Annotated in this window: 22 protein-coding genes and 1 pseudogene; 8 read left to right on the top strand and 15 right to left on the bottom strand. The window is 73.5% G+C overall.

All coding sequences use genetic code 11. The features are described from left to right. The first annotated feature begins 42 nt into the window (after nucleotides 1-42). The 3 genes from AC1Z4A_RS01085 to AC1Z4A_RS01075 are packed head-to-tail and all read left to right on the top strand — an operon-like array spanning nucleotide 43 to nucleotide 3,289. Entirely contained in the window at nucleotides 43-954 is a 912-nt protein-coding gene (locus AC1Z4A_RS01085) for an ABC transporter permease (protein ID WP_483683468.1), read from the top strand. After that, nucleotides 951-1,790: an ABC transporter permease gene (locus AC1Z4A_RS01080; protein WP_483675908.1), complete on the top strand. Its 840-nt coding sequence runs from the start codon at nucleotides 951-953 to the stop codon at nucleotides 1,788-1,790. The genes AC1Z4A_RS01085 and AC1Z4A_RS01080 overlap by 4 nt, the downstream gene beginning before the upstream one ends. Further along, nucleotides 1,787-3,289 (top strand): ABC transporter ATP-binding protein, encoded by a 1,503-nt coding sequence (locus AC1Z4A_RS01075; protein WP_483675907.1) that lies wholly within the window; start codon nucleotides 1,787-1,789, stop codon nucleotides 3,287-3,289. Before AC1Z4A_RS01080 ends, AC1Z4A_RS01075 begins: the two co-directional genes overlap by 4 nt. A 6-nt stretch (nucleotides 3,290-3,295) precedes the next feature. Here AC1Z4A_RS01075 and AC1Z4A_RS01070 read toward each other — a convergent pair whose 3' ends face one another. Together AC1Z4A_RS01070 and iscX are read right to left on the bottom strand one after the other, a co-directional pair. Further along, nucleotides 3,296-5,548 (bottom strand): terpene synthase family protein, encoded by a 2,253-nt coding sequence (locus AC1Z4A_RS01070; protein WP_483675906.1) that lies wholly within the window; start codon nucleotides 5,546-5,548, stop codon nucleotides 3,296-3,298. Between the two features lie 175 nt (nucleotides 5,549-5,723). Beyond that, entirely contained in the window at nucleotides 5,724-5,918 is a 195-nt protein-coding gene (gene iscX / locus AC1Z4A_RS01065) for a Fe-S cluster assembly protein IscX (RefSeq protein ID WP_483675905.1), read from the bottom strand. Between the two features lie 213 nt (nucleotides 5,919-6,131). Between iscX and qcrB the strand changes: the two genes are divergently transcribed. Further along, entirely contained in the window at nucleotides 6,132-7,847 is a 1,716-nt protein-coding gene (gene qcrB, locus AC1Z4A_RS01060; protein WP_483675904.1) for a cytochrome bc1 complex cytochrome b subunit, read from the top strand. A 33-nt stretch (nucleotides 7,848-7,880) separates the two neighbouring features. Here qcrB and ctaF read toward each other — a convergent pair whose 3' ends face one another. From ctaF to AC1Z4A_RS01045, 3 genes are all read right to left on the bottom strand, one after another. After that, a complete protein-coding gene (gene ctaF, locus AC1Z4A_RS01055; RefSeq protein ID WP_483675903.1) occupies nucleotides 7,881-8,273 on the bottom strand; it encodes an aa3-type cytochrome oxidase subunit IV in 393 nt (130 codons plus the stop codon). Next, on the bottom strand, nucleotides 8,270-9,988 hold the full coding sequence (ctaD, locus tag AC1Z4A_RS01050) for an aa3-type cytochrome oxidase subunit I (protein ID WP_483675902.1): 1,719 nt from the start codon (nucleotides 9,986-9,988) through the stop codon (nucleotides 8,270-8,272). Before ctaD ends, ctaF begins: the two co-directional genes overlap by 4 nt. Nucleotides 9,989-10,097: 109 nt before the next feature. Beyond that, entirely contained in the window at nucleotides 10,098-10,325 is a 228-nt protein-coding gene (locus tag AC1Z4A_RS01045) for a DUF6480 family protein (RefSeq protein ID WP_483675901.1), read from the bottom strand. Nucleotides 10,326-10,592: 267 nt separating this feature from the next. Between AC1Z4A_RS01045 and AC1Z4A_RS01040 the strand changes: the two genes are divergently transcribed. Beyond that, on the top strand, nucleotides 10,593-10,775 hold the full coding sequence (locus tag AC1Z4A_RS01040) for a CsbD family protein (protein ID WP_483675900.1): 183 nt from the start codon (nucleotides 10,593-10,595) through the stop codon (nucleotides 10,773-10,775). 25 nt (nucleotides 10,776-10,800) lie between these two features. Here AC1Z4A_RS01040 and AC1Z4A_RS01035 read toward each other — a convergent pair whose 3' ends face one another. Beyond that, nucleotides 10,801-11,022, bottom strand: coding sequence for a hypothetical protein (locus tag AC1Z4A_RS01035; RefSeq protein ID WP_483675899.1), 222 nt, complete (start codon nucleotides 11,020-11,022; stop codon nucleotides 10,801-10,803). A 94-nt stretch (nucleotides 11,023-11,116) separates the two neighbouring features. Here AC1Z4A_RS01035 and AC1Z4A_RS01030 point away from each other — a divergent pair, with 94 nt between their 5' ends. Then, nucleotides 11,117-12,028 carry a hypothetical protein gene (locus AC1Z4A_RS01030; RefSeq protein WP_483675898.1) on the top strand — a complete coding sequence of 304 codons (912 nt, stop codon included), beginning with the start codon at nucleotides 11,117-11,119 and terminating at the stop codon, nucleotides 12,026-12,028. Nucleotides 12,029-12,053: 25 nt separating this feature from the next. On the opposite strand, the gene AC1Z4A_RS01025 is transcribed toward AC1Z4A_RS01030, so the two are convergent. The 3 genes from AC1Z4A_RS01025 to AC1Z4A_RS01015 all read right to left on the bottom strand — a co-directional run bounded on the left by AC1Z4A_RS01025 (nucleotide 12,054) and on the right by AC1Z4A_RS01015 (nucleotide 16,304). Next, on the bottom strand, nucleotides 12,054-12,602 hold the full coding sequence (locus tag AC1Z4A_RS01025; protein WP_483675897.1) for an NADPH-dependent FMN reductase: 549 nt from the start codon (nucleotides 12,600-12,602) through the stop codon (nucleotides 12,054-12,056). 86 nt (nucleotides 12,603-12,688) lie between these two features. Further along, a complete protein-coding gene (locus AC1Z4A_RS01020; RefSeq protein ID WP_483675896.1) occupies nucleotides 12,689-14,239 on the bottom strand; it encodes an ABC transporter substrate-binding protein in 1,551 nt (516 codons plus the stop codon). 37 nt (nucleotides 14,240-14,276) lie between these two features. Next, nucleotides 14,277-16,304, bottom strand: a complete 2,028-nt coding sequence (locus tag AC1Z4A_RS01015; protein WP_483675895.1) for a hypothetical protein — start codon at nucleotides 16,302-16,304, stop codon at nucleotides 14,277-14,279. A 167-nt stretch (nucleotides 16,305-16,471) separates the two neighbouring features. Between AC1Z4A_RS01015 and AC1Z4A_RS01010 the strand changes: the two genes are divergently transcribed. Next, complete coding sequence (locus AC1Z4A_RS01010; protein WP_483675894.1) at nucleotides 16,472-16,942, top strand: VOC family protein; 471 nt, start codon at nucleotides 16,472-16,474, stop codon at nucleotides 16,940-16,942. Between the two features lie 51 nt (nucleotides 16,943-16,993). Here AC1Z4A_RS01010 and AC1Z4A_RS01005 read toward each other — a convergent pair whose 3' ends face one another. Further along, nucleotides 16,994-17,530: a hypothetical protein gene (locus AC1Z4A_RS01005; RefSeq protein ID WP_483675893.1), complete on the bottom strand. Its 537-nt coding sequence runs from the start codon at nucleotides 17,528-17,530 to the stop codon at nucleotides 16,994-16,996. A gap of 188 nt (nucleotides 17,531-17,718) precedes the next feature. On the opposite strand from AC1Z4A_RS01005, the gene AC1Z4A_RS01000 reads away from it, so the two are divergent. Continuing rightward, nucleotides 17,719-19,131 (top strand): short-chain fatty acyl-CoA regulator family protein, encoded by a 1,413-nt coding sequence (locus tag AC1Z4A_RS01000; protein WP_483675892.1) that lies wholly within the window; start codon nucleotides 17,719-17,721, stop codon nucleotides 19,129-19,131. Nucleotides 19,132-19,178: 47 nt separating this feature from the next. Here the strand turns inward: AC1Z4A_RS01000 and AC1Z4A_RS00995 are convergent. From AC1Z4A_RS00995 to hemE, 5 genes and pseudogenes are all read right to left on the bottom strand, one after another. Then, a pseudogene (locus AC1Z4A_RS00995) lies at nucleotides 19,179-19,468 on the bottom strand (porphobilinogen synthase); the annotation flags it as partial. After that, nucleotides 19,465-20,493, bottom strand: coding sequence for a hydroxymethylbilane synthase (gene hemC / locus AC1Z4A_RS00990; protein WP_483675891.1), 1,029 nt, complete (start codon nucleotides 20,491-20,493; stop codon nucleotides 19,465-19,467). The gene hemC and the pseudogene AC1Z4A_RS00995, both read right to left, overlap by 4 nt. Further along, nucleotides 20,490-21,788, bottom strand: coding sequence for a glutamyl-tRNA reductase (hemA, locus tag AC1Z4A_RS00985; RefSeq protein ID WP_483675890.1), 1,299 nt, complete (start codon nucleotides 21,786-21,788; stop codon nucleotides 20,490-20,492). Before hemA ends, hemC begins: the two co-directional genes overlap by 4 nt. Beyond that, complete coding sequence (gene hemF, locus AC1Z4A_RS00980) at nucleotides 21,785-22,717, bottom strand: oxygen-dependent coproporphyrinogen oxidase (RefSeq protein ID WP_483675889.1); 933 nt, start codon at nucleotides 22,715-22,717, stop codon at nucleotides 21,785-21,787. The genes hemA and hemF overlap by 4 nt, the downstream gene beginning before the upstream one ends. After that, complete coding sequence (hemE, locus tag AC1Z4A_RS00975) at nucleotides 22,714-23,751, bottom strand: uroporphyrinogen decarboxylase (protein WP_483675888.1); 1,038 nt, start codon at nucleotides 23,749-23,751, stop codon at nucleotides 22,714-22,716. The genes hemF and hemE overlap by 4 nt, the downstream gene beginning before the upstream one ends. Nucleotides 23,752-23,864: the final 113 nt, after the last annotated feature.

Here is a 23,864-nt window from a genome sequence, read left to right as displayed (position 1 = left end):
GGCCCTGGGCCCGTACTCGCCGCCGCGGCCCGCGCCGGCGGGCTGCTCGCCAGGCGGGCGGCCCTGCTCGTCTTGCTCCTGGCCGTGGTCTTCGCCGCCGTCCAGCTCCTGCCCGGCGACGCCGCCTCGGCCACCTCCGAACGCGGCGAGGGCGCCGCGGGGGTCGCCGCCCGCCGCCGGCTCCTCGGGCTGGACCGGCCGGTGTGGGAGCGCTTCTGGGACTGGATGACCGCCCTGCCCACCGGCGACCTGGGCACCTCGGCCCGCGGCGAGCGCGTCACCGACCTGCTCGCCGCCCCCCTCCCCAACACCCTGCTGCTGGGCGGCACCGCCTTCGCCCTGACCGTCGTCGCCTCGCTCGCGCTGGGCTGCCGGGCGGCACTGCGCCCCGGCCGGGCCGCGGACCGCGTCATCGGACTGGCCTCCACCGCCGCCTTCGCCCTGCCCGAATTCGTGGTGTCCGTCGGCCTGTTGCTCGTCCTGTCCCTGTGGACGGGCTGGCTGCCCGCCGCCACCCTCGCCGGAGCCGACGGCACCCCCGCCTCCTGGACCATGCTGATCATGCCCGTACTCGCCCTGACCGTCCCGCAGACCGGCTGGAACACCCGTGTGGTCCGCGCCGCCCTCGCCGACCAGGCCACGGCCCCCCACGTGGAGGCCGCCGTCCTCGACGGGCTGTCCCCACGCCGCGTCCTGCTGCGCCACGCCCTGCCCGGCGCCCTGCCCGCCATGGCCACCGGCTTCGCCACCTCCACCGGGATGCTCCTCGGCGGCGCCGTCGTTGTGGAGACCCTATTCAACTACCCGGGCATCGGCACCGTCCTGGCCGGAGCCGTCGGCGACCGCGACACCCCCGTCATCGCGGGCGTCGTCGCCTGCGCCGGGGCCGCCGTCAGCCTCGTCCTGCTCCTCGCCGACCTGGTGCGCGCCCGGACCACGGGGGCCCGCCCATGACCTCCGCCACCGCCCCCGCCCCGCGCGCCCTCCGCCTCCCGCGGGGCGCCGCCCTGCGCCTGCTGCCGGGCCTGCTGCTCACCCTCCTCGCCCTGACGGGCCCGCTGCTGGCGCCGCACCCGGCCGACGCCCCCGTCACCGCCCCGTACGCCGCGCCCAGCGGGGCGGCACCGCTCGGCGGCGACCAGCTCGGCCGCGACGTCCTCAGCAGACTGCTGCACGGCGGCAGCGCGCTGGCCGGCAGCGCCCTGCTCGTCGCCCTGGCCGTCACCGCCCTGGCCGCCGTGATCGGCTGCTGCGCCGTCCTCGGCCCCCGGCTCGGCCGCCTCGTCGAACGCACCGCGGACGTTGCCATCCTGCTGCCGCCGGTCCTCGGCGTCATGCTGCTGGCCATGGCCTGGCCCGGCGGCGGTCGCCTGACCGTCGCCCTGGCCGCCATCGCCCTGGGCACGCCCTTCGCGGTCCGCGTGCTGGCCGGTGCCGCGGCGCCGCTGGCGACGGCCGGGTTCGTCGAGGCAGCCGCCGCCAACGGCGAGTGCACGCTCCACCTGGCGCTGCGCGAGATCCTGCCCAACCTGCGCGGCACCGTGGCGGCCCTGTTCGGACTGCGGTTCGTCGAGGCGGTCTACGTCGTCTCCATGGCCGGCTTCCTCCAGCTGGGCCCCCAGCCCCCGGCCGCGGACTGGGCGCTGATGGTCCGTGAGAACTCCGTCGGCATCCTGCTCAACCCCTGGGCGGTCGTCGCGCCCGGCATCGCCATCGGCCTGCTCGCCATCAGCGTCAACCTCGCCACCGCCGCCCCCGCACGCCCCGACCGCACCGCATCGGCCCCATGACCACCGAGGAAGCCCGCACCCCCATGAGCGAGCACCCCGCCCCCCTCGTCCACGCCCGGGACCTGTCGATCCGGCTCCCCGACGGGCCGGTCCTGCTGCCGCCCACCGACCTCACCCTCGCCCCCGGTCGCATCACCGCCCTCACCGGCCCCTCCGGCTCGGGGAAGACGACGCTGCTGAGGGCCCTCGTCGGCGCCCTGCCCCCGCACGCCCGCGTCGCATCGGGCAGCTTCAGCGTGCTCGGCCGGGACGTCCTCCGCCTCCCCGCCGCCGAACTGCGCGCACTGCGCCGCCACCACGTCGCCTACGTGGGACAGGACCCCGCCTCCGCCCTCAACCCCCGCATGCGCGTCCGCCACCTCGTCACCGAACTGGCCGACGACCCCGGCCCCGACACCGCCGCGCGTCTGCTCGCCGAATGCCGCCTGCCGGCCGACGGCGACCTGCCCGGACGCCGCCCGGCCGCCCTGTCCGGCGGACAGCAGCGCCGCGTCGCCCTGGCCCGCGCGCTGGCCCGCGGCCCCGAACTGCTCCTCCTGGACGAGCCCACGGCCGGCCTCGACCACCGGCTGCGCGACGAGATAGCGGACCTGCTGGGCGAGCTGGCCGGCAAGCGCGGCATGGGAATCCTCCTCACCTGCCACGACCCCGAACTCGTCGAGCGCTGCGCCGACGAGTCCGTCGCCCTGGCGGCACCCGGCGGCCCGCCCCGGCCCGGCATACGCACGCACACACCTGAGATACGCACGACCACCGGCCCGCCCGCGGCTGCCGCCCTCGCCGCGCACTCCCTCCGCGTCACCTTCGCCGGCCGCCGCGGCGCAGAGCCCCAAGCCGCCCTCTCAAGCGTGGACTTCACGGCCCTGGCCGGAGCCACCACGGCCGTCATCGGCCCCTCCGGCTCCGGCAAGACCACCCTCCTGCGCGTCCTGGCCGGCCTCCACCACCCCGACGGCGGCACCCTCACCCTGGCCGGAACCCCGCTGCCGGCGCGGCCCCGCAGGCGGACCAAGGACCAGCGGCGCGCCATCCAGCTCGTCCCGCAGAACCCCCTGGGCTCCCTGAACCCCACCCGCACCATAGGGGCCATCCTCGCCCGCCCCCTGAAACTGCACGGCGTCGTACCCCGGCCCGCCGTCGCCGACCATGTGATCCAGTTGCTGGAAGACGTCGGCCTCTCCGCCGACCACGCCCGCCGCCATCCCGGCGAACTCTCCGGCGGCCAGCGCCAGCGCGTCGCCATCGCCCGAGCCCTGGCGCCCCGACCGGACGTCCTCCTGTGCGACGAGATCACCTCCGCCCTGGACCCGGACACCGCCCACGCGATCATGCGCCTGCTCGCCCGGATCCAGGCCGGACGCGGGCTCACGATCGTCCTGGTCAGCCACGAACTGCCCCTGGTCGCGGCGTACGCCGACACTGCCCACCTCATGGACGGCGGCCGCATCACCGACCACGGACCGGCCGACCGTATCCTCGCCGCCACGGCCCTGCCCTGAGGCCTGTCACGCCGACCGCAACAGCGCCGCGATCCGCAGCCCCGAAGTACCCAGGCCCGTCGGAACGCCCGGCGAAGGCAGCACCGCCGGGGCGGACGCCGGGGGCGTCGCGTAATGGCGCAGCAGGTCCTCCTCCGCGTACCGGTGGCAGTCCCGGTGCCAGGTGAGGATGCCTGCCATCCAGTTCCGCAGCTCCTCGACGTGGCCGTCCAGATTGGCGCGGGCCTCGGCGTCCAGGTCGAGTTCCTCACAGAGTGCCGGGAGTTGAGTGGCGACGATGTGCTGGAACTCGCGCATCCGCGAGTGCATCAGGTCGGCGACGATGCCCAGTGCCTCGGTGCGCCCGCAGTCGAAGAAGTTCTGGACGACCAGGACGGAGTTGTGGACCTCGCCCTGGAACTGGATCTCCTTCTGGTAGGAGAAGACGTCGTTCATGAGCGTGGCGTAGTCCGAGGCCGCGTTCTCCAGGGCCTGGACGGGCCGTGAGGCGTAGACCTCGGGCGGCAGGGCCTTTCCGTGGCGGAGCCGGGAGAGGGTCATGGTGAGGGGCGAGCCGAAGGTGTTGCGGCGCATCTCGATGTAGTCGACGGGCTCGGGGATCCGGTTCTGCAGCTGGTTCGCCAGCTCCCACAGCCAGCTCTCCAGCATGCCCGCGACCGCCTGCCGGATCGCGGGGCGACTCTCCGGGGGCATGGGAGCCACCGTGCGGACCCAGATGTCGGCGAGGCCCCGCTCCAGGCAGTTCTGCGGGGGCGTGGTGACGACCGTGTCCAGCGGCATGAACAGCATGAGGCGTTCGTTGCACGCCTTCGCCGCGGCCAGGTCGGCGGTGCGGCCGAAGAGGGCGGGGTAGACGTCGTCGGCGTACGTGCCCCAGGTGAGCCAGTCGGTGCCCAGGTCCAGTTCGTCCGCGTCCGCATCGGGGTTGAGGCCGGCGGCGCACAGGCCCAGGTCGTAGTCCCCGAGCTTCCCCTCGTCCCAGAACCCGGCGAGGGGGTCGCCGGGGGTGGGGGTGAGGATGCCCATGCGCTGCGCCCAGTCGGCGTTGTGCCGGCGGGTGGCGTCCAGGTGGCGGTTGAGCCGGGTCTCGAAGGGCATGCCGAAATCGGGGTGGGGGAGCGGCCCGACCTGCTCGAAGGGGACGTGGGTGAAGCTGCGTGCCCGCGCGGGCAGCGAGGCCAGGATCGAGGGCACCAGGCGGGCCGCCGAGGTGCCCAGCCCGAGCGGGCCGCCGAGGAGGGCGTCGGCCAGGGGCGAGGAGTGGTCGTCGGCGCCCTTCATGTACCGGCTGGAGCGCAGGTGCCACTCGTGACCGCCGGCCTGCCAGTCCTGCAGACCCTTGACGTAGGCGAAGACGTCGGCGTGGGCCCGGGCGTCCAGACCGTGCTCGGCCAGCAGCGGGCCGACCTCGGTCAGCGCGGTGTGCTCGAACTGCTGGAGGCGGGAGGTGAGCAGGTCGTTGACGGAGTCCGCGGCCTGCTGGGTGTCACAGCCCAGGAACCGCTCCAGGACGAGGACGGCGTTGGCCAGCTCGCCCTCGGTCTCGGTCTCGCGCTGGTACGAGAAGAGGTCGTTGCGCAGGTGCACCCCGTCGGCGAAGGTGTCCCTGAGGACCCGCATCGGTCGGCTCGCCGCGACGGCGTCGGGCACCTCCGCCCCCGCCGCGAACTCCACCAGGCTGGCGGACCAGGGGGCCCCGCCGACCTTGCGGCGCATCTCGATGTACTCGACCGGGTTGGCGATCCGGCCGTCGTTGATGTTGGACAGCTCCCACATCGACTCCTCGAGCAGGTGCCAGGTGCGCTCCCGGAAGCGCCGCCGCCACTCCGGCGACATCGAGGGGACCGTACGGGCCCAGAGGTCGGCCAGGCCCGCCTCCACCTGGTTGGCCGGCTCGGGGACGGGATCCGCCGGGTCCAGCGGCATGAAGGCGGGCAGCCGGTCGAGGTACTGCCGGGCGCCGCGCATGTCCCCGGTGCGCTTGAACCTGGCCAGGAAGTCGTCGTCGAAGAAGAACACCCACACGTACCAGTCCGTGACCAGGTCCAGCCGGGGGCCGGAGGCGTCGGGGTGGGTGTACGAGCACAGGAGCGCGTAGTCGTGGGAGTCGAGGTCCGACGCGTCCCAGATGCCCGAGCCCTCGAGCATTCCCATGTCCCGGGCCCAGGCCTTCGAGTGTGCCCGGGCGCGCTCCAGACGGGGATTGAGGCGAGCCGGGTACGGCATGTAGAAGCGGGGCAACTGGAAAGGGTTCGGCATCGCGTGCGCGGCCTTTCGGGGCGGGGCCGGGGTCCTGATCGCCGAGAACTCGGCGATCAGGAGGCACGCTAGAGGCCGTACGTCCGGCGCAGGGTCGGAAAGTACTCTTTCCGCTCAATATGGTGAATACCGGGGCGGTTCAGCTTAAGGATCTTGGAGGCGGGCGGTGCGCCCGTCACCCCGTTCTGTCGCTCCATGCCAGCTGTATCGATTCGAGGATGCGCGCGTTGCAGCGCGTGGGGTCGTCGGTGAAGCCGCTCAGCCCCGCCACCCGGTCGCGGATGTCCGGGAGCTTGATCTTGAGCGGGTCGGCGCCGGGGTGCTGCTGCGCCAGCTCTGCCGCAATCTGCTCGATGTCAGTCCATCGCATGGGCCCGAGTGTGTCCGACGCAGCCTGTGAGGTCCAGAGCGCCGGGGCGTCCGGCCGCTCCGCTCCCCTTCTCCCGGCCCCCTGTTCTGCCTAATCCGCATGGGCCCGGCGATTAGCCGGCCAGCGCTCCGGTTACCCATCAGCCGCGGCGAAGCGGCGAAGCGGTGCGGCGGCAAGGGGCCGAGGGGCTCGGCCCGGCAGGGAGTGTGGTGGATGCTGTTCCGGAAGCGGGCGGAGCCGGCCGGGGAGAGGCTCCGCGCGGCGGCCGAGGCCGGATTCACGGCGCTGGACCGGCGCTTCCCCGCAGCCGAGACCGGCAGGCAGCTCCTGCGCAAGGTGTTCCCCGACCACTGGTCGTACCTGCTCGGCGAACTCGCCCTGTACAGCCTCGTGGTGCTCGTCGTCACCGGCTGCTACCTCGTCCTCTTCTTCGACCCGAGCATGGCGGAGACCGTCTACCACGGGGCGTACGCGCCGCTGCGCGGACTGCGGATGACGCAGGCGTACGCGTCGACGCTGAGCATCAGCTTCGACGTGCGCGGCGGGCTGCTCGTCCGTCAGGTGCACCACTGGGCGGCGCTGGTGTTCGTGGCCGCCGTCGGCGCCCATATGCTGCGGATCTTCTTCACCGGCGCCTTCCGCAGACCGCGGGAGCTGAACTGGGCCGTCGGGGTGACGCTCTTCCTCCTCGCCCTGCTGGAAGGCTTCTGCGGCTACTCCCTGCCGGACGACCTGCTGTCGGGGACCGGGCTGCGCACCGCGAACACCATCGTGATGTCCCTGCCCGTGGTCGGCACCTACCTGAGCTTCTTCATCTGGCGCGGGTCGTTCCCCGGCCAGGCGGTCATTCCCCGCCTGTACGTCGTGCACGTGATGTTCGTGCCCGGCGTGCTGCTCGCGCTCGTCGCCCTGCACCTCTTCCTCGTCGTCTACCTCAAGCACACCCAGTGGAGCGCGCAGGGGAGGACGAACCGCAACGTCGTCGGACTGCCGATGTTCCCGCAGTTCACCGCGAAGTCCACCGGGCTGATGATGACGGTGTCCGGGGCACTGACCGCCCTCGGCGCCGTCGCGCAGGTCAACCCGGTCTGGAACTACGGCCCTTACCGCCCCGACCAGGTCGCCACCGATGCACAGCCGGACTGGTACGTCGGCTTCCTGGAAGGAGCGCTGCGCCTGATGCCGCCCTGGGAGACCGTGGTGGCCGGGCACACGCTGATGTGGAACGTGCTGCTGCCCGCGGTGGTGCTCCCGGGTCTGCTCTTCATGGTCCTCTACACGTACCCGCTGTTCGAGAAGTGGGTGACGGGCGACCGGACGGAGCACCACCTGTGCGACCGCCCCCGCGACCGCCCCACCCGTACGGCCTTCGGCGCGGCCGCCGTGGCCGGTTACGGTCTCCTGCTGCTGGCCGGCGGGAACGACGTGATCGCCTACACGTTCAGGATCTCCCTCGACGGCCTGACCTGGGTCCTGCGGGTGCTCTGCGTCCTCGGGCCGGTGCTGGTCTTCCTGATCGCCAAGCGGCTGTGCCTGGCCCTCCAGGCACGGGACCGGCGGCTGCTGACGGAGGGCGCGGAGGACGGCTGGATCGAGCAGGACGGCCAGGGCGGGCTCGACGAGGGCCACCGGGTGCTCTCCCCGCAGCACGGCTACCGGCTGATGGTGCGGGAGATGCCCGCGCCGCTGCCGGCCCGGGAGGGACCCGTATCGCGGCGGCAGCGGCTGCGGGAGGCGATCAGCTCCTGGTACTACCGCGACCGCGTGGAGATCCCGGCGACGGACCGGCAGCGCGCGGAGATCGCCCGCCGACTGGCCGAGCCGGCCGCGGAGAAGGCCGCCGAGACCGCCGCGGAGAAGGCCGCCGAGACCTCTGCCGAGACCTCTGCCGAGACCTCTGCCGAGACCTCTGCCGAGCCCAAGGAGTGAGCCCGCCCGGGAGCAGGAAGGCGCCGTCCGCCGTCATTCCTCCCGCTGCACGTACTGGAAGGCCATCCCCAGGACGCCCGCGACGAGGACTCCCACGGCGCCGATGAACAGCCACAGCCCGTACACCACGCCGACGGCCGTCAGGGCGGCGCCCGCGGCGGTCAGCACCGGGTAGAGGCTGTTCGGGGGGAAGAAGTCGAGCCGCCCCGCGCGCTCGGCGACCTCGGAGTCCTCGCGGTCCTCCGGGCGGAGGCCCCGGCGGCGGTAGTTCACGGCGCAGAAGAAGGACACCAGCGAGGCCATCAGGAAGGACACCGTCAGCGCGGCCGTACCGGCCGGCTCCCGGCCGGAGGACCACAGGTAGCCGATGTCCGTGCCCAGGAAGAACGCGGCGACCCCGGCGAACAGCCACGCCTCGGCCTTCACGGCGCCTGCTCCCCGCGCCCGCCGGGGCCCGGCCCGGCCTCCTCCCGCGCGGTCAGCGGGCGCGGTGCCGCCTCGGGGTGGTGGAGGTCGAAGGCGGGGGAGTCGGACCGCACCCGGGGCAGGGCGAGGAAGTTGTGGCGGGGCGGCGGGCACGAGGTCGCCCACTCCAGCGACCGGCCGAAGCCCCACGGGTCGTCGACGGTCACCTTGGGCGCGTAGCGCGCCGTGCGCCAGACGTTGTAGAGGAACGGCAGCGTGGACAGCCCGAGCAGGAACGCCCCGATCGAGGAGACGGTATTGAGCACCGTGAAGCCGTCGGCGGCCAGATAGTCGGCGTAGCGCCGGGGCATGCCCATCTCCCCGAGCCAGTGCTGCACCAGGAAGGTGATCTGGAAGCCGGCGAACAGCGTCGCGAAGTGCACCTTGCCCAGGCGTTCGTCGAGCATCCGCCCCGTCCACTTGGGCCACCAGAAGTAGAAGCCGCCGAACATGGCGAAGACGACGGTGCCGAAGAGCACGTAGTGCAGGTGCGCCACGATGAAGTACGAGTCGGTGACGTGGAAGTCCAGCGGCGGCGAGGCGATCAGCACGCCGCTGAGGCCGCCCAGCAGGAACGTGACGAGGAAGCCGACGGCCCAGAGCATCGGGGTCTCGAACGAGAGGCTGCCCTGCCACATCGTGCCGATCCAGTTGAAGAACTTCACCCCCGTGGGCACGGCGATCAGAAAGGACAGCAGGGAGAAGAACGGCAGCAGCACCGCACCGGTGGCGAACATGTGGTGGGCCCACACACTGGCCGACAGCATGGTGATGGCGATCGTCGCGCCCACCATCCCCGCGTACCCGAAGAGGGGCTTGCGGCTGAAGACCGGGATGATCTCCGTGACGACGCCGAAGAAGGGCAGCGCGACGATATAGACCTCGGGATGGCCGAAGAACCAGAACAGGTGCTGCCACAGCACCGCCCCGCCGTTGGCCGCGTCGAAGACGTGGGCGCCGAACTTCCGGTCCGCCTCCAGCGCGAGCAGGTCGGCGGTCAGGACGGGGAAGGCCAGCAGAGCGAGGATCGAGGTGAAGAGGATGTTCCAGGTGAAGACGGGCATCCGGAACATGGTCATGCCCGGGGCGCGCAGCGTGATGATGGTGGCGATGAAGTTCACCGAACCGAGCACGGTGCTCAGCCCGGCGACCACCAGCCCCATCGCCCACAGGTCGCCGCCCGCACCGGGCGAACGGACGGCACTGTTCAGCGGGGCGTAGGCGAACCAGCCGAAGGCAGCGGCCCCCTCGGGCGTCAGGAAGCCGGAGACCACGATCAGGCCGCCGAAGAGGAACAGCCAGTACGACATGGCGTTCAGACGCGGGAAGGCCACGTCCGGGGCCCCGATCTGCAACGGCATGACGGCATTCGCGAAGCCCGCGAACATGGGCGTGGCGAACAGCAGCATCATCACGGTGCCGTGGATGGTGACCAGCTCGTTGTACTGCGCGGCGGTGACGATCTGAAGGCCCGGCCGGGCCAGTTCGGCCCGCATCACCATCGCCAGGAGGCCACCGAACAGGAAGAAGACGAAGGCCGTCACCAGGTACAGATTCCCGATCACCTTGTGGTCGGTGGTCGTCAGATACGTCAGGAGCCTGGTGCCCAGCGCGGTCGGACGGCTCTCCGTGCTCTCGGCGGGCCGGACCCGTTGCGGGTTCTCCAGCTGCGGCATCGCCTCTCCAAGTGCCGGACGCGGTCCGCGACGAGAACCTGCCTAGCCGTGATCGGAGCAGGCCAAACTCCGCCTGCGCCATTCGGCCCCAGGGGCGTCCTGGCACCGGTCAGACGATCGCCGCCCAGATGATCACGGTGACGACGAAGAGGACGACGAACAGGCCGATCACGATGACCGGGCCCTTCGCCCAGCCACGCGTGGGGTTGTACGTCTCCTGGGGACCCGCACCGGACATGCTGCTCTCGCCGGGCGGCGTCTCGCCCGGCGGCACGCCTCCGCCGGGCTCCAGGCCCGGTGTGTGCTCCGGGTCCGGATCGGGGTTCGCGCTGGTCATGGTGGCCCCTTCCCTGCCGGCCGGACGACTCGGCAGCAGGCTCGCACGCGGCGGCCGATCGCTCCACTCGGGCCGGGCCGACCGGGGCCCGTCGGCCCGTTCGGCCGTACGGAGCATGCGCCCCCGGCGGCGGCAGACGAGACTCGTGCACGGACCGGGCGACACGGACGGCTGTCCGCCCGCCCGTCCGACGGCCCGCAGGCCAAGGGGTCCGGACACAGGAGTCCGGACGCACCCGGGCCCGGATGCACGAAGGAGTGCCGTGGCATGAGCGCCAAGAACAAGGCCAAAGCAAGGACCGAGCAGATGAAGGGCAGGCTCAAGGAGGCCGTCGGCCACGTGACGGGCGACAAACGGACGCATGCCGAGGGCCGCCTGGAGCGGGCCAAGGGCGAGATCCGCGAGGCGGTGGAGAAGGTCCGGCACACCAAGGGCAAGCACGGCCGGTAGACCCGGCGGCCGACCGGCCGCGGGGCTAGGGGGTGTCCGACAAGCCGTGGACGACGCGCTCGGCCGCCTCGCGGTCCCCCGCCGCGGGGGACAGCTCGTCGAGCGCGTCCAGGTCCGTGTCGTCGCGGCATTCGGTGCGCCACGCCGCCGCGAGTTCTTCCTGCCGCTCGCGCGGCAGCTGCTCGACCTTCTCGCGGCTCGCGGGGCTGAGCGCGGCGAGGAACCGCGTCAGATCGTCGTTCGGCATGGTTCCTCCTCCTGGTGGGGCACTCGTACCTGTTCCAGCGCCGGGACCGGAACGATCGGGCGATCCGCCGACCTCACCTGAAAGACGGACGGCCATGGATCTGGAGAGCGTCACCGGTGAACTCTTCCGGCTGCGGCCGGAGGAGTTCACCGCGGCCCGCGACAGCAGGGCCGCGGAGGCGCTTCGGGCCGGGGACCGGGAACTCGCCCGCCGGATCAGGGCGCTGCGCAAGCCCCTGCTGTCGGCGTGGGTGTGCAACCTGCTGGCGCGGGAGCGGCCGGACGAGGCGGAGGCCCTGGTGCGGCTCGGCCAGGGGCTGCGCGAGGCCCACCGGGAGCTGGACGGCCGGCGGCTGCGCGAGCTGAACCGCCGGCAGCGGGTCCTGGTGACCGCCCTGTCGGAGCAGGCCCGGCGCCTCGCCGCCGAGGCCGGGCACCCGGTGGGCGACGGCGTGCAGCGCGAGGTCGAGGAGACCCTGCACGCCGTGCTGGCGGACGCCGGAGCGGCGCAGGAGTGGTCCGCCGGCCGGCTGACCAGGCCGCTGAGCGCGGTGGTCGGCTTCCCGGGCGTGGCCCCCGACGCGGCGGCCCGCCTCGCGGCCCCGCCCGCCCCCGCCCCGCCCGGGGGCGGACCCGGCCGGGACACCGGCGCGAGCGTCACCGACCTGGCCGCGGCCCGCGAACGGCACCGGCTCCGGGAGGAGCGGCGCATCGCACTCGCCCACGCCCGCCGGCAGGCGGCGGATGCGGACGGCGAGCTGCGCGTCCGGGAGGAGGAGCTGGCCCGGGTGCGGGCGGAGGCGGACGAGACGGAGGCGGCCGCGCAGGAGGCCCGGGAGCGGGTGGAGGAGGCGGCCGAGCGCCTCGCCGTGGCCCGCCGGCTGCTGCGCACCGCCCGGGAGACGGCGCGTCAGGTCCGGGGCCGGCTGCGGGAGGCGGACCGGGCCCGGCAGGCGGCGCGGCGCGCGCTGGAGGCGGCGGAGGCGGAGGTCGACCGGCTGAGCTGACCCGGACGCCCCCCGGCGCCCGCGCTCAGGCCCGCCCGGCCGCGGCCGCCTGCCGCAGGGCCGTCATGGCGGCGGTCAGCGCCTCGACGGTCTCCTGGTCGGTGACCCGTCCGGCCGTGCGGTCGATCTTGGGGCCGATGATGCCGATGCACACGCAGGCATCGTCGATCACATCGCCCGTCATCATCCGCAGCGTCCCGCACAGCTGGGCGTTGGCGTGGTCGCCCCCGCTCGGCATGGGCGAGGCCGTGACCACGGCGACCGGCTTGTCCACGAACTCCCCGCTGCTGACCAGCCAGTCGAGCGCGTTCTTGAGCACGCCGGGCACGCCGCGCGCGTACTCGGGGCTGACGATCAGCACCGCGTCGGCCCCGGCGACGGCGGCGCGCAGCTCCGCGACGGGCCCGGGCGGGACGGCGCCCTCGCCGTCGAGGTCCGGGTTGAAGTGGGGGAGGGTGCCGATGCCGGCGGTGGCGGTCTCCACGTCCGGGCCGAGGAGTCCGAGGGCGGTGTGCAGCACCGCGGTGTTGACCGATTGGGCCCGCAGGCTGCCCGAGATGGCGACGATCTTCATGGCAGGACGGTACGGGGCGGGGGCCCGGGGCGCCTCGCCGGGGTCGGCGGAAGCGCGTGCGGGGCCGGACGGGCCGGGAACGGCCGTCACGAGGTGCGGTACGGCGGCCCCGGGTCGCCGGAGGCGGCCGGCACCAGGAGCATGGGTACGGGCTTGTTGTGCGGCCAGCCGTCGGAGGCGTCGTCGAAGCTCAGCTCGCCGCTGGCGGCGGGGACCGGGCTGGCGTCGTGCAGATTGGTGATCTGGTTGTACACGTCCCGGACGTCCGGGTTGTCCTTGCCGGTCTGGGCCGTGACGATGCGCGTGGCCCAGACCGCGGTCAGCACGGCGTCGTGGTGCATGACGGCGTAGCCGTCGGCCAGTTCCGCGTCCGGGAACCTGAGGTCGTGGAAGCTCTGGTACAAGGGCTTGAAGCCGGTCGGGGCCTGCACTCCCTTGATCCATTGCTCGGTACCGGTCGCGGAGGCCTCCAGGATGGAGATCCCGTTGTCCTTGAGCAGCCCCATCACCTCGTGGGCCTGCTGCACGGCCCCCGTCGAGCCCGTCACGATGGTGATCGGCTTGTCGTGCCCGCACTGTCCGCGCGTGGACAGTGCGCGCACGAAGTCGGCGAGGTCACGGCCCCGGCCGGCCCAGAAGACCAGCTCGCTCCTGGTCAGGCAGATGTTGTTGACGGCGTTGACGAAGAGCTTCGTCATGCCCTCCGGTTTGAGGCCCGTGCTTCCGACGAACGACACGCGCCGCTTGCCGATGTAGTCGGCGAACACGTCGTCGTAGGCCTGCCGCATGGTCCGCACGAAGTTGTCGTCCCTGCTGTCGAACACCAGGTAGCCGTGCTGCTTGTCCGGGGGCAGCAGCCGGTCGAGGCGCACGCGGAGGGCCCTGGCGTATTCGGCATTGGACGGCGACACCTTGAACAGCGTCTTCGAGTTGATGTTGGTGGCGGTCAGCACGGCCCCGATCGCCGGTATGCCGTGTCTGCCGAGTTCGTCGGCGGCGGCCTGGGTCTCGGGGATGCTCACGCCCATCCCGGCCACGGCCACCAGCGGGTGCCTGCCGCCGGTCAGCCCGGCCAGCTGGTCCACCACCGGCTGCCAGTGGGTCTGGTTCCGTCCCTCACTGGCCAGGAGCAGCTGGATCTGGGGCGTCCGTCCGTGGAGGCCGGTGGCGCTCTCCTCCGGCAGGGCCGGGCAGGCGTTGGCCCGGCACTGCGCGGTGTAGGCGCCCTCCAGGCTGGACCTGATCTCCTCGATGGGCAGGGCGCTGCTGTCGCTCGAGGTCAGGGGCGTCAGCAGGGCGATCCTGACGTAGGGGACGGGGCTCTTCCCGGCGCCCGGCTTCTCCCACTGGTCGCGGACCCGCCGGTTCTCCGCGGCGATCCTTTCGACGACGTCCTTGAGGCCGGGGTCGAAGGCGTAGGCGTCCTCGGTCATGACGCCCACGCACTCCCGGGCGTCGCCGGACCCGGCCCAGCGCAGGCCGGCCACGCCGGAGGCACAGCTGTCGTCCTCCTCCGACGGCCGGGTCAGCCAGAAGACGCCACCGGCCAGGAGCGCGGCGACGACCACGAGCACGACGATGCCCTGCCAGCCTCTCCACCACGGGGCGATCGGATCGGGACCGGTGTTCAGGCGCATGGTGTCGGCTCCTTGCCTGGCTCGGTGTACCGGGTGCTCAGATGTACTTGGCGGCCTCGTGCCTGAGCCCGACCCGGCGGGGGTTGGAGCGCAGGGCCAGGTCCTGGAACATCGAGCTGATGGTGAGGTTGAGTTCGGGGCGCGCACCGGGCAGCCGGTTGCGGGGGTCCGTCGCCAGCCACAGCGCGGTCACCAGCATGGTCAGCGCCGTGCGCTCGCCGCCGAAGGTGCGCGGGGCCAGCTCGGCCGCGAGCCGGTCCACCCGCAGGGTCGCGGAGCTTTCGGGCACCACCGGTTCGCGCAGCGGTGCGGCGGTGACGGCGTACAGCCCGTACAACCAAGCGTCGGTGTCGACCGGTTCCGTCAGCCCGTGGGCGAGGTGGTCGACGACGTCGTCCAGGCGGTGCAGGGCGAGGGCGTGGTAGAGGACGTCGAGCGGGTGCCCGTGCAGCAGGTGCCAGGTGCGCAGCTGCTCGTGCACCGCGTCCCAGCGCTCGGGGGAGCGGGCCAGCTCCTGGGAGAGCAGCAGGCGCAGCCAGGGGTGCAGGACCGGCCGTGCGGGCAGCGGGTTCGGATGGGCGTGCTCCAGATAGCCGGAGCCCCGGCCGCCGCGTGCGCCCGCGTCCTGGGGAAGGGGGTCGACCAGCCAGAGCCGGGTGCCTATTTCGCTGGCCAGTGTGTTGCGCGTCTGGAGCGAGAAGGCGTCGAGCAGGCCCGCGTCGCTCGCGGCGTCGAACTCCCGGGCGGCGGAGCAGAGGACGAGCGCGGCCCGCTGGTCGTCGGTCAGGGCCTCGAGGAGATGCAGCAGCATCGCGCGGTCGAGCGGCGGCGGTCCGGGCGCGCCCTCGGACGGCTCCGAAGGCTGGGCGGCGGGAGCGGGGGCGGAGAGGATCGCACGCAGGAGCGTTCCGCAGTCCTCGCGCCCCGCCCAGTGCGCCGCGACGTCCAGCAACTGCCGGGCGCTCCACGGGTGTCCGCTCGTCAGCCGGTGCACCAGCGGCGGAGCCTCCGGCAGGCGCGCGGCGACCGGGGCGCCGAGCTGTGAGACCTCGCCCGCGGTCAGATCGCGCAGCTGGACGCAGTACCAGCGCCACGACGCATCCGGCGGCGGGTCCGGGACGGCCTGCTCCCAGTCGGCGTACGAGGCCTGTTCGGGCGAGCGGATCCACACCCCGGCCGGTCCGGGGGCGAAGGGACCGGGGATCTTCCCCGCGTCGGAGGCGGTGGCCACCACGAGCAGCGGGTCCGGTTCGGCGGCGGCGTCGCGGAGCTGCATCAGCAGGTCGAGGAAGTCCCGCCCGCCGTCGGCGTCGACGTTGTCCAGCAGCACCACGCAGTTGCGGTCGCGGCGGCGGCGCTCGTACTCGCCCCGCAGGTCGGCCAGGAAGGCGGCGCACAGCCGCCGGTCGACGGCCGTCCGGTCGGCGGGGGCCTCGCTCTTGCTGAGCTGGTTGAGGTGGACCAGCTCGGCCAGCGGGGTGTGCGGCCCCGCGTACCAGGCGAAGCCGGTGCGGCGCGCCACGCTCAGGGGCAGCCGCGGCGGATGGCGGATCAGGCCGGCCAGCAGGCCGACGCCGGGTATCTGCACCAGGTTCAGGTCCTGGAGCAGCCCGGCCACCTCGGCGGCGCGGTCGGCGGCCACGGTGTGGTCGCGGGAGTCCTGCAGCGCACGGCGCAGCTGGGCACCGGCCCTGCGGGAGTCGTTGGCGTCGAGCGAGAGGTTCGGGTCGACCACCACCAGGCCCAGGGTGAGCCGGGGGAAGAGGAGCGCGGGCAGGCGGGCGAAGCGGTGCGAGAGCCCGTAGGCCAGCCGGCCGGCGACCTCGTGCGGCCGTCGCGGGGCCGCGGAGCCGAAGTCGTAGAGGGCGTGGGGGCGGTTCGAGCCCAGGTAGCCGAGCCACTCCAGGGCCGTGGTCTTGCCGCTGCCGTGCCGGCCGACCAGGACGAGCACCGGCAGCCCGTGCGGGCCCCCGTCCCCGCGGCCGTCCTGCACCCGGGCGCGGCAGTCCTGGTAGAGCCCTTCGACGCCCTGGATGCCCAGCGGTCTCGTCAGAGGTTCCCGCATCGCTCAGCCCCCTCCCTCCGGCTGCTCCCGCGGCCGGCAGGTCACAGAATGCTGCCACGCGGGTAGGAGCACGTGCGACTGGTTCGTCCGTGATCCTTCGGTTTGCCGCGGGCGGGCGAGGAGGAAGCGGAAGCGGATGCGGAGAAGCGAGGAGCGAGGAGCGCCCCATGCAGAAGATCACGCCCTGCCTGTGGTTCGACGGCCGGGCCGAGGAAGCCGCCGAGTTCTACACGTCCGTCTTCGGCGGATCCCGGATCGTGGACGTGCAGCGGTACGGCCAGGAGGGCCCCGGCGAGCCGGGCACGGTCATGACCGTCACCTTCGAGCTGGCGGGGCAGCGCTTCATCGCCCTCAATGGCGGGCCGCAGTTCACGTTCACCGAGGCCCTCTCGCTCAGCATCGACTGCGCGGACCAGGACGAGGTCGACGCGCTGTGGGCCCGGCTCGGCGAGGGCGGCGAGGAGGGCCCCTGCGGGTGGCTGAAGGACAGGTTCGGCCTGTCCTGGCAGGTCGTGCCGAGGAAGCTTCCCGAGCTGCTGAGCGACCCCGACCCGGTGCGGTCGGGGCGGGTGATGAAGGCCATGCTCGGTATGAAGAAGATCGACGTCCAGGGGCTGGTGGACGCCTACGAGGGGTGAGCGGGCCCGGCCGGGCGGCGGGGCCCGCGTCCCGGCCGGGCGCCGCCGGGGTCAGTTCCAGGGGTTGGCCGGCTGGTCGTTGATGGCCGTCCAGAAGCGGGTGCCCAGCGGCACGTCCCCGTACGCCCAGTAGCTCCAGCCGCCCGAGTTCTCGAGGTTCGGCCCGTATCTGCCGTCGTGGAACTCCGCCATCCGCCAGCCCGTGCCGAAGGTGTTGACGCACACGCTGTCCGCGACGGCCCGGCTGGTGAGGCGGGTGCCGCGCACCGGATTGCTCGCCGCGACGGAGCCCCGGGCCCAGCCCGCGTAGAAGCCCGGGTTGATGCCGGGCGGCGCGGGGCTGCCGTCGACCTTGAGGCAGAGCACCGGCAGCGCGGTGGTCGTCGGGGTGTCGCCCTGGTACGGATTGCTCAGCGGGCCGCCGCCCACCTGGATCGTGCCGCTGGGGCCGTCGGCCAGCAAAGTCCAGGTCATGGCCTTGCCGTTGGCGTCGGCGCCCGCCGGGGCGGCCGTCGCCGGAAGCGTGGCGGCGGCGGTGGCGGCGAGGGCCGCGGCGGTGAGGGCGAGGGCCCTCGGGATCGAGCGCATGGCATTCTCCTCACGGTTGTGACACGAGATGCTGGGTGCGTCGACCGAGGATTCTTCACGTTCTTCACACGTCCCCCAAGGGGGATAACCGGACACGGTGCGCCCGGCATCTGGTACGCACGGTGACGCCCGGGACCGTAGGCTGTGCCCGGTTGGCACTGTGAAGGGGGAGTGAAGGGGGAGCCAGTGTGAGCAAGACATACGCCGGGGCACGGCTGCGACGGCTGCGCGAGGAACGCGGGTTGAGCCAGGCGGAACTGGCGCGGCTGCTCGCCATCTCCCCCAGCTACCTCAACCAGATGGAGCACGACTCCCGGCCGCTGACGGTGCCCGTCCTGCTCCGGCTGACCGAGGCGTTCGGCGTGGACCCCGGGTTCTTCTCCGAACGGGACACCAGCCGGGTCCTCGCCGACCTGCGCGAGGCGCTCGCCGACGAGGTGACCGCCGCCCGGGTCTCGCCCTCCGACCTGTCCGAACTCGCCTGCAGGTTACCCGCCGTCGCCACGGTCCTGCTCGATCTCGGCCGCCGCAACCAGGCGTTGACCGAGCAGCTCGCCGAGGCGGACGAGGGCCGCGCGGGCCCGGCCTGCCGGCCCGCGCCCCGCACCCCGCACGAGGAGATCCGCGAGTTCTTCTACCGCCGCCGGAACTACCTGCACGAAGCCGACACCGCGGCCGAGGAGCTGGCCCGCGAACTGGGCATCCGGCCCGGCGAAGCGCTGCGCGCCCTCGCCGCCCGGCTCACTGGGCGGCACGGGGTGCGCATCGCCACCGACTCCGACCGGCTGCACCACTACGACCCCGCCGACCGGACCCTGCACCTGTCGCCCCGGCTGCGCCCCGGCCAGCAGGCCTTCCGGATGGCCACCCAGCTCGCCCTCCTGGAACACGGCGCCCTGCTCTCCGCCCTGGCCTCCGAGGACCACGAACAGGGCTCCACCACCTGGTCGCTGACCAGGATCGGCGTCGCCAACTACTTCGCCGCCGCCCTCGTCCTGCCGTACACCGGCTTCCACGCCGCCGCGGAGGAGCTGCGCTACGACATCGAGCGGCTCACCGACCGGTACGGGCTCGGCTACGAGACGGTGTGCCACCGGCTGAGCACCCTCCAGCGCCCGCGCCGCCGCGGGGTCCCCTTCTCCTTCGTACGCGTGGACCGCGCGGGCAACATGTCCAAGCGGCAGTCCGCGACGGGCTTCCACTTCTCCCGCGCGGGCGGCACCTGCCCCCTGTGGAACGTCTACGAGGCGTTCGCCGCCCCCGGCCGCATCCACGTCCAGATCGCCGCCATGCCCGACGGCGGCCGCTACCTGTGGACGGCCCGCACCGTCACCCGGCACCGGGGCGGCTGGGGCGAGCCCGGCAAGACCTTCGCCATCGGCCTGGGCTGCGAGATCCGGCACGCCTCCCGCCTCGTCTACTCCGACGGCCTCGACCTCGACAACGCCTCGGCCGCGACCCCGATAGGCATGGGCTGCCGCATCTGCGAGCGCCTGGACTGCCCCCAGCGGGCGGTGCCCCCGCTGGGACAGCCCCTCGCCATCGACGAGAACAGCAGCACGTTCGTGCCGTACCCGGTGCGCCGCGACGGGGCGGACTGACGGGCGTCAGGACGTCCAGCGGGCCGCCTCGGCCGCCCACTAGGTGAGGATGATCTGCGCTCCGGGACGGCGAACAGCATCAGCCCGCCCACCCCGGCGGCCACCGCCTCCCGCGCCGCCTTGCGCAGAGACGCAGGGTGTGCTGCACCACGCCCGGCATCGAGGGGATCGGGACGGGCTCGTCGATCCCCTCCTTGACGAACAGCGGAAGCAGCAACTGGCCGGGGTGCCAACGGGTTTCGGCGACCAGCCTCCGCAGCGCCGGGGTGCGGCGCAGCCGCCGGGGCCGCTGGGTGAGGTGGAGTGCGCCGTCGGCCGTCGCCGGTCGCTGCGTCATCGGTCTTCGCCCTCTCGTCGTACGTGATCCGTTCCGTCCGTGTCCGCCGTCGCCTGCGCGTCCTCGGCGTCGTGCTCCTTGCGCAGCACCCGGGCCAGGTCGCGGGCCGTCGCGGCCGCCTCGCCGGGATCGAGGGACGCCGTGGCACGGCGGAAGGTACGCCGACGGCCGTCCGGGGACGTGATGACGGCGCACAGGCCGAGCACCGGCCGCCTGGCGGGCCCGGCGAGCCGGGCGTGGGCGCCGACCGGTGCGCTGCACCCGGCCTCCAGCTCGGCGAGCACCGCCCGTTCGGCCTCCACCGCCGCCCGGGTCGGCGGATCGTCCAACACGGCCAGCAGCAGGGCGAGTTCGGTGCCGTCCGAACGGCACTCCACGGCGAGCGCGCCCTGCGCGGGTGCCGGCACCAGCCGGTCGGGGGCGAACAGCTCGGCCGCCTCGCCGAGCCGGCCCAGCCGGGCCAGGCCGGCGGCGGCGAGCACCACGGCGTCCAGCTCGCCGTCGCGTACCCGGCCCAGCCGGGTGTCCACGTTGCCGCGCAGCGGCACCACGGCGATCCCGGGGCGCAGCGCCGCCAGCTGCCCGGCCCGGCGCGGGGAGCCCGTGCCGACGCGGGCGCCTGCGGGCAGCCGGTCCAGGGGGCGCCCGTCGGCGGTGACCAGGGCGTCGCGCGGGTCCTCGCGGGCCGGCACGGCGGCGACCGCGATCCCTTCCGGTGCGGCGGTGGGCAGGTCCTTGTACGAGTGGACGGCGAAGTCGATCTGCCCGGCGAGCAGCGCGGCCCGCACCGCCTGGACGAAGACGCCGGTGCTGCCCATGGCCGTGACGGCGGCGGTGCTGGTGTCGCCCTCGGTGGTGATGCCGACCGTCTCCACGCGGGCGCCGGTCGCCCGGGCCAGGTCGTGGGCGAAGGCGGCGGACTGGGCGAGGGCGAGGGCGCTGCGCCGGGTGCCCATGCGCAGCGTGCGCGCGGCGGTGCCGGGCACCGCCGTCCAGCGGGCCGTGGCCGGGGTCCGGAGTGTCATGGCGTCTCCCTTCCGGCCGCGGACTCCGGCGGCGCCGGGTGTTCCGCCCCGCCGAACAGGTCGTTCAAGATGGCGACATAGGCGTGGCCACCGGGCTGTGCGGCCATCTCCCGGACCCGGACCGTGGGCCGGTGGACGATCTTCTCGGCGATGCGGCGTGCGGTCTGCTCCACCTCGCCGCGCACGTGGTCGGCCAGTGCCGGTGCCCGGCCGAGCAGCCGGGTGACCTCGGTCTGCGCGATGGTCAGCGCGTTCTGGCGCATGGCGACGATGAGCGGGACCACCGTCGCCTGGTGCCGACCGGCCAGGAAGGCGGCCGTCTCCTCGGCGACGATGCGCTGTGCCTCCTGCACCGGCACCTGCGCCGAGGCCTCCTTCAGCCGGGGCTCCAGCCCGGCCAGGTCGACCAGCCGGACGCCGGGCTGCCGGGCCACGGCCGGGTCGACGTTGCGCGGCAGCGACAAGTCCACGAAGACGACGGTGTGTTCGCTCCCGCCCGTGCGGGCCGCCGCGACCAGATCGGCGGTGACGACCGGTTCCCTCGCCCCGGTGGCCGCGACGACGAGGCCCGCGCGGGCGAGCAGCCCCGGCAGGTCGTCCAGTCCGGCGGCCCGTACGGCGTGCCGTTCGGCCAGCTGCCGGGCCGCCTCGCGGCCGCGGTTGACCACGACGAGGTCCTGTGCCCCGGCGCGGCGCAGCGCGGCCACGGCCAGCGCGCCGAGCGCACCGGCGCCGACGACCACGGCCGGCCGGCCGGAGAGAGTGCCCAGAAGGTCGGTCGCCGCGTCCAGCGCGACCCCGACCAGGTCGGCGGCGGCCCGGCCGACGCCGGTGGTGCTCTCCACCCGTTTCCCGGTGCGCAGGGCGTGCTGGAACAGCTCGTGCAGCACCGGGCCGGTGGTGCCGTGCTCGGCGGCGCGACCGTAGGCGGCGCGCACCTGGCCGCGGATCTGGGGCTCGCCCAGCGCCATCGAGTCCAGGCCGCACACGACCCCGAACAGGTGCCCCACCGCGTCGGCGCCCCGGTGGGTGTACAGGAGGGTGCGGACGTCGTCGGCGGCGACGCCGGTGACCTCGCTCAGGGCACGGACGGTCTCGTCGACGGCGCGGGCGGGCCGCTCGGACTCCAGGTAGACCTCGACGCGGTTGCAGGTGGCCAGCACGACGGTCTCGGCGTGGGCGGGGGAGCGGGCCAGCCGGTCGAGCAGCGCGGCGGCCTCGGGCGCGGTCAGCGCGAACCGTTCGAGCACCGACGGCCCGGCGGTGTGGTGGCTCACCCCGGTGACGACGGTCATCGCACGACTCCGCCCGTCTCGGTGGCGAGCCAGTCCCGTGGCCGCAGGAACCCGGAGAGACGTTCCTCCTCGCTGCCCGGCTCCGGGGTGACGTCGAAGCTCCAGGACGCCAGCGGCGGCAGCGCCATCAGGATCGCCTCGGTGTTGCCGCGGCTCTGCAACCCGAACTGGGTGCCGCGGTCGTGGATGAGGTTGAACTCCACGTACCGCCCGCGGCGCAGCAGCTGCCAGCGGCGCTCGCGGTCGCCGTACGGGGTGCGCATCCGCCGCCGGACGATCGGTAAGTAGGCGGGGATCAGGCTGTTCAGACCCCGCCGGATCAACCGGAAGGCGCGCTCCCAGCCGTCGGGGCCGTCCGGGTGCAGCCGGTCGAAGAAGATGCCGCCCACGCCCCGGGTCTCCTGCCGGTGGGGCAGGTAGAAGTACTCGTCGCAGGTCTTCTTCGCCTGCGGGTAGAAGTCCGGGGCGAAGGTGTCGCAGCAGTCCTTGAGGGTCCGGTGCAGATGCCGGGCGTCCTCCTCGAAGCCGTACGAGGGCGTCATGTCGGCGCCGCCGCCGAACCACCACACCTGCCGGCCCTCGTCGACCTCGAAGTAGCGGAAGTTGGCGTGGAAGGCGGGCACCCAGGGGTTGCGCGGGTGCAGCACGGTGGACAGGCCGGTGGCGAAGAACCCGGCGCAGGGGTCGACGTCCTGCCGGTCGCTGATCGCGGCGGGCACCCGGTCCCCGTGCACGGCCGAGACGTTGACCCCGGCGCGCTCGAACACCGCGCCGCCCTCCAGCATGCGGGCCCAGCCGCCTCCGCCGCCGGGCCGCTCCCAGTCGTGCGCGGTGAAGCGGGAGGTGCCGTCGCACTCCTCGAAGGCCTCGATGAGCGCGGTCTGGACGCCGAGCATCGACGCCAGCACCTGGTCGCGACGGTTCGTCATGCGGACACCTTCTTGTCGGCTTCGGAATGCCGGTCGAATGCGTGCACCGTCTCGACGAGGCGCTCCACGTGGCCGACGGGCGTGTCCGGGCGTATGCCGTGGCCGAGGTTGAAGATGTGCGCTCCGCCGAGGCCCTCGCGCAGCACGGCGCGGGCCCGGTCGGCGAGGGCCTCGGGGCGGGAGACGAGGGCGGCCGGGTCGAGGTTGCCCTGGAGCGTCCGGCCGGGCAGCGCCCGGCGGGCCGCGGAGAGCGGGGTGCGCCAGTCCACGCCGACGACCTCGGCGGGCAGGCCGGCGATGCGGTCGAGCAGGTGGTGGGCGCCCACCGCGAAGTAGATGCGCGGCACCCCGAGGTCGTCGAGGGCGGCCAGCACGCGCCGGGCGTGCGGCAGCCCGAACTCGGCGTAGACGGCCGGGTCGTGGGAGCCGGCCCAGCTGTCGAAGAGCTGCACGGTCTGCGCACCGGCGGCGATCTGCATGCGCAGGTAGTCGATGGTGACGTCGGTGAGCCGGTCCAGCAGCAGACGGGCGGCGGCCGGCTCGGCGTGCAGCCAGACCCGGAAGCCGGCGTGGCCGTCGGCGGCGCCGCCCGCGTCGACCAGGTAGGTGGCCAGGGTCAGCGGTGCCCCGGCGAAGCCGATGAGCGGCACCGGGCACTGCTCGCGTACGGCGCGCATGGCGGCGGCGACGAAGGGCGCCGTGCCCTCGGGCCCCGGCACCCGCAGACGCTGCACGTCGGCGAGGGTGCGCACCGGCCGGGCGACGACCGGACCGGGCGCGAATTCGATCTCCGCGCCCATATCGGCGAGCGGCGTCATGATGTCGCTGAAAAGGATCGCCGCGTCGAGCGGGAACCGCCGCACGGGCAGCAGGGTGATCTCGGCCGCGACCTCGGGATTCCGGCACATCTCCCAGAAGCCGTAGCGCTCTTTGAAGGCGTTGTATTCGTGCAGGTATCGGCCGGCTTGACGCATGATCCAGATGGGTGCCCGCTGGGTGTCCTTACCCGAAGCGGCGTCGAGGAAAATACTCATCCCGGATGCTCCGCCCCCGTTATTCGGATGTTCTCGAATTAAGACCCAGACAGTCTGTAAGGGGTCTTGTTTGAGTGTCAAGGGCGTGTCTAGGATCGCTCGGGATTGGGGGT

The sequence above is a fragment of the Streptomyces sp. 17_S59 genome, assembly GCF_056930295.1.
Note: the sequence above shows the minus strand (reverse complement) of the source record. Positions and strands in the feature narration are given on the sequence as shown.

What these genes read in the sequence shown, in the direction of transcription:
- AC1Z4A_RS01080 (WP_483675908.1), top strand. Translation starts at nt 951, where the DNA reads ATGACCTCCGCCACCGCCCCCGCCCCGCGCGCCCTCCGCCTCCCGCGG.
- AC1Z4A_RS01075 (WP_483675907.1), top strand. Translation starts at nt 1,787, where the DNA reads ATGACCACCGAGGAAGCCCGCACCCCCATGAGCGAGCACCCCGCCCCC.
- AC1Z4A_RS01070 (WP_483675906.1), bottom strand. Translation starts at nt 5,548, where the DNA reads ATGCCGAACCCTTTCCAGTTGCCCCGCTTCTACATGCCGTACCCGGCT.
- iscX (WP_483675905.1), bottom strand. Translation starts at nt 5,918, where the DNA reads ATGCGATGGACTGACATCGAGCAGATTGCGGCAGAGCTGGCGCAGCAG.
- qcrB (WP_483675904.1), top strand. Translation starts at nt 6,132, where the DNA reads ATGCTGTTCCGGAAGCGGGCGGAGCCGGCCGGGGAGAGGCTCCGCGCG.
- ctaD (WP_483675902.1), bottom strand. Translation starts at nt 9,988, where the DNA reads ATGCCGCAGCTGGAGAACCCGCAACGGGTCCGGCCCGCCGAGAGCACG.
- AC1Z4A_RS01045 (WP_483675901.1), bottom strand. Translation starts at nt 10,325, where the DNA reads ATGACCAGCGCGAACCCCGATCCGGACCCGGAGCACACACCGGGCCTG.
- AC1Z4A_RS01040 (WP_483675900.1), top strand. Translation starts at nt 10,593, where the DNA reads ATGAGCGCCAAGAACAAGGCCAAAGCAAGGACCGAGCAGATGAAGGGC.
- AC1Z4A_RS01035 (WP_483675899.1), bottom strand. Translation starts at nt 11,022, where the DNA reads ATGCCGAACGACGATCTGACGCGGTTCCTCGCCGCGCTCAGCCCCGCG.
- AC1Z4A_RS01030 (WP_483675898.1), top strand. Translation starts at nt 11,117, where the DNA reads ATGGATCTGGAGAGCGTCACCGGTGAACTCTTCCGGCTGCGGCCGGAG.
- AC1Z4A_RS01025 (WP_483675897.1), bottom strand. Translation starts at nt 12,602, where the DNA reads ATGAAGATCGTCGCCATCTCGGGCAGCCTGCGGGCCCAATCGGTCAAC.
- AC1Z4A_RS01020 (WP_483675896.1), bottom strand. Translation starts at nt 14,239, where the DNA reads ATGCGCCTGAACACCGGTCCCGATCCGATCGCCCCGTGGTGGAGAGGC.
- AC1Z4A_RS01015 (WP_483675895.1), bottom strand. Translation starts at nt 16,304, where the DNA reads ATGCGGGAACCTCTGACGAGACCGCTGGGCATCCAGGGCGTCGAAGGG.
- AC1Z4A_RS01010 (WP_483675894.1), top strand. Translation starts at nt 16,472, where the DNA reads ATGCAGAAGATCACGCCCTGCCTGTGGTTCGACGGCCGGGCCGAGGAA.
- AC1Z4A_RS01005 (WP_483675893.1), bottom strand. Translation starts at nt 17,530, where the DNA reads ATGCGCTCGATCCCGAGGGCCCTCGCCCTCACCGCCGCGGCCCTCGCC.
- hemC (WP_483675891.1), bottom strand. Translation starts at nt 20,493, where the DNA reads ATGACACTCCGGACCCCGGCCACGGCCCGCTGGACGGCGGTGCCCGGC.
- hemA (WP_483675890.1), bottom strand. Translation starts at nt 21,788, where the DNA reads ATGACCGTCGTCACCGGGGTGAGCCACCACACCGCCGGGCCGTCGGTG.
- hemF (WP_483675889.1), bottom strand. Translation starts at nt 22,717, where the DNA reads ATGACGAACCGTCGCGACCAGGTGCTGGCGTCGATGCTCGGCGTCCAG.
- hemE (WP_483675888.1), bottom strand. Translation starts at nt 23,751, where the DNA reads ATGAGTATTTTCCTCGACGCCGCTTCGGGTAAGGACACCCAGCGGGCA.